The 1034-nt window shown below is 67.4% G+C and carries 2 protein-coding genes; one reads left to right on the top strand and one right to left on the bottom strand.

Annotated features, from left to right (window positions below; translation table 11 throughout):
• Positions 1–84 precede the first annotated feature (84 nt).
• A complete protein-coding gene (locus IE312_RS09810; RefSeq protein WP_189980315.1) occupies positions 85–708 on the bottom strand; it encodes a TetR/AcrR family transcriptional regulator in 624 nt (207 codons plus the stop codon).
• Positions 709–846: 138 nt separating this feature from the next.
• Between IE312_RS09810 and IE312_RS39410 the strand changes: the two genes are divergently transcribed.
• A partial coding sequence (locus IE312_RS39410) for an aldo/keto reductase (protein WP_229899428.1) occupies positions 847–1034 on the top strand: 188 nt, incomplete at its 3' end.

The following is a 1034-nucleotide window of genomic DNA, read 5'->3' as shown; positions in this document are numbered from 1 at the left end:
ACCACCTGCGGACGACCTCTACCCAACCCGCGAAGCCGCCGCAGACAGCCCAGAACCTAACGAAGCACTACTAGGGCCCGGTCTTCAAACTCCCGTCTGCCCCGCGAGTCCGGCCGGAGCCCCGGCGCCCCGAAGCAGCGTGTCCACGACACGGGTGGCGAGCGCATCCGTGTCGCCGCCTCCCGCGCCTTCCTTGGCTGCCTCGTGGATGAGGGCGTAGTAGACGCGCCGGGTCCAGTCGAGGTCGATGTCGGGACGGAGCACGCCCGCCTCTTGGGCGCGGCGGAAGAGCCGGGCGCAGGTGGCCCGGACCTCGGCGTGGATGCGGGCCGCCTCGGGGTGGGCGTCCTCAGCCGCGCGGTTCATGGCGAACGACCAGTGGGTCTTCACACTAAGGACGTTGGCAGTGACCTGGTAGAGGGCGACGAGTGGCGGGGCGGCGTCCGGGCGGGCGGTGTCGACGGCGTCCGCGAACTGGCGGGCGGCCCAGCCGGTTAGCTCGTCCAGAAGCGCTTCACGGGTGGCGAACCGGCGATGGACCGTGGTTCGGGCGACGTCGGCGGCCCGGGCGAGTTGCTCCATGGTCGCCGCCGGGTTAGTGGTCAGGACGCGTTCGGCCGCTTCCAGAATCGTCTGCACGGTCCGTTCGGTGTCGGCCCGGAGAGGCCGCTTCGCCTGCTGTTCCCTTTGTTGCTTGTGCGTCGTCACATCGACATGCTACATCCGAAACCCATAAGAGCTTCTACTTGCAACATTGATGTTGCATGTCTTAGGTTCATGGCGTCGGAGAGGTAGCAACTTCGCGCCCCGTCCGCGGGGAGAGATGACACCAAGGAGCAGTGAGTGATGCAGCAGAGGAAGCTGGGCCGCACCGGCGTATCGGTCAGCAAGTTTGCGCTGGGTACCCTGCGACTGGGCGCGTGGGGGAACACGGATCACGACGATGCTGCCCGGCTGATCCACACGGCTCTGGACGCCGGGATCAACCTCATCGACACCGCCGACCAGTACTCGGGCGGCGAGGCCGAGGAGAT

The sequence above is a fragment of the Streptomyces capoamus genome (assembly GCF_014654935.1).
Classification (GTDB): domain Bacteria; phylum Actinomycetota; class Actinomycetes; order Streptomycetales; family Streptomycetaceae; genus Streptomyces; species Streptomyces capoamus.
This window is presented reverse-complemented; position numbering and strand designations above follow the sequence as displayed.